Annotated in this window: 1 protein-coding gene; it reads left to right on the plus strand. The window is 48.1% G+C overall.

Annotated elements, in window-relative coordinates:
• Positions 1-777 precede the first annotated feature (777 nt).
• Positions 778-2049 (plus strand): ankyrin repeat domain-containing protein, encoded by a 1272-nt coding sequence (locus tag Q0294_RS17225; protein WP_299467935.1) that lies wholly within the window; start codon positions 778-780, stop codon positions 2047-2049.
• Positions 2050-2307 lie beyond the last annotated feature (258 nt).

Raw genomic sequence — 2307 nt, forward strand, 5'->3', positions numbered from 1 at the left:
AAGAAGTATCGAATCTACCTGCAATGTTTTCATTCGAAGAAGAACCTCGTTGGGCCAATATGCTAAAGGCAGCTAAAATCGGAGTGTTCATTTACTTAATTTGCGCAGTTATAAATGTTATTTATTTCATGCAGATGAGAATCCCCATTGAACCATTAAAATAGTCAACGGCGGGGTGGCACTGTTGGCTTGCCAACAGTGAAATATATTGGGGTCGTCGCGTGCCACTGTCGGCTTGTCCGACAGTGAAAAACAGCTCAACCTCTCCAAGCTATTTCTTCTGATTGCGGCCTCTAAAAATTCACCCGATGTTTTGTTTTGATCTGTCATGAGAACACAGATTCCACCTGCAGCTTTAGTTCATTCGATACGAGTCAGTGTCCCAAAAGATGCGAAGCTCTATCACGTCGTGCCTCAACTCTCATCACTGTCGGGCAAGCCGACAGTTTCACACGGCGAGATTGATGACGAATACGATCTTGATCTGTCTACTCTCTGCTGGAATCAATGGAAATGCTGCGTCAGGTAGCATTGAAGGTTGTTCTCCTCTGATTCTTTTTCCAAGGCGAGAGTAGAGCAGGCTTCCAGCCCCGGGTACAATCACGAAGATCATACACGTGCTGAATCCCTGAAACACTTGCCAATACGCGTTCTGACAGGAAGCCTCCCATGTTTTATTCACCAATTTTTTTCCGACGAACCATTGCAGGTTGGCTCTTGTCATTCCTTGTAATCGTTCTTGTGGGGTGTGGTGGCAAAGCGCAGGAGGCAAACGTCTTGTCTGAACCGAAAAAAGAAGTGAGTCCGGAAATCGTCCATTTTCATCAAGTTGTGAAGGACGGCTCATTGCAAGATTTGCAGCAACTGTTAAAGTCGGGTATCGACATCAACGCGCCGGGACACAACGGTGAAAACGCGCTGATGGTCGCGATTGCAGGGAAAAATTCTGAAAAGTTGAAACTGCTGCTGGAACAGGGGGCCGACCCGGAGCAGACTGACAACAGTAACGCGACAGCCCTTCGCCATGCGGTTTATCAGGAGTATGCGGATGGTGTCCGGCTTCTCCTGAAGCGGGGCGTCGATCGAGGCTATCATCCCAAATATCCGCTGAAGACCATCGAATATGATGCGAGCTGGTTCGAAGCCGGGGACTTGACGATGCCGGAGGAAATCAAGGAAGTGATGACCGAAGAGGAATGGAAGCAATCCATCAAAGAAACATTGGATTCTGCAGCCGCGCTGGGCATGGAACCGATCATCGCCGACGCATCCAATGTCGAGATTCTGAATTTATTCCTGGAAGCCGGCGATGATTTGAGCCGGGCGTCACCTGAAATGAAACGTTTACTCCTGAAGCTGGGTGATGAGGAAAAATTCCAGGCGACGCTTAAGGATTATCAAACTCATAAATCGCCGCGTTTTGGAACCCGTAATCCGGAGCGTATGGATAATCCGTTCTGGAAAGATATGATCCGCATCGGCTGTAACGCGTATATTGCACGTGAACATTTCAAAGACACCGACGCATTTCAAAACGGCGCTGTCTGGTGCTATGACCGGTTTGGTTCTTCCTTAACACCACTGAAAGACGGTCGTTTCGTGCAGATCGGCGGAGAACACGAGGACTATTATGATCCCGACTTCTTGATTTACAATGACGTCGTGATTCATGATGGCAAGGGGGGCATCCAGATTTATGGCTACCCGAAAGAGGTCTTCCCGCCGACAGATTTTCACTCTGCGACACTGGTTGCCGACGCGATCTACCTCATCGGGTGTCTGGGTTATCCGGAACAGAGAGCAGACGACCAAACCCCCGTGTATCGTTTGAAGCTGAATTCGTGGGAAATCGAAGCAGTCAAGACAACGGGAGAACTACCGAACTGGCTCTATAACCATCACGCAAGATACGAGCCGACGAGAAATGTGATTCACGTTGAGGGAGGAGAACGCCAAATTACGAATCAACAAGGCGAACCCGAACTGGTCCCCAACAAGGAGGAATTCGAACTGGACCTGTCCACACTTCAGTGGCGAAAGTTAAAATAAGTCAACGCCGACAGTGAAAAACAGTGGGGCCTCTCCCAGTTCTCTTGTCTGATTGAGGTCATTAAACAATCACCCGATGTTTTGTTTTGATCTGTTATGATGACACAAATTCCACCTGCATCGCCAGTCTGTTCGATACGATTCAGCACAAAAAAAGTAACTGCTTTATCGCATTTCACGTCAACTCTCTTCACTGTTGGGCAAGCCCAATACTGTTCGGCTCACCGTTTGCGGTTGCTCTTAAATTATAGATTCAAT

Origin of the sequence: uncultured Gimesia sp., from assembly GCF_937919775.1 — a bacterium.
Lineage (GTDB): Bacteria > Planctomycetota > Planctomycetia > Planctomycetales > Planctomycetaceae > Gimesia.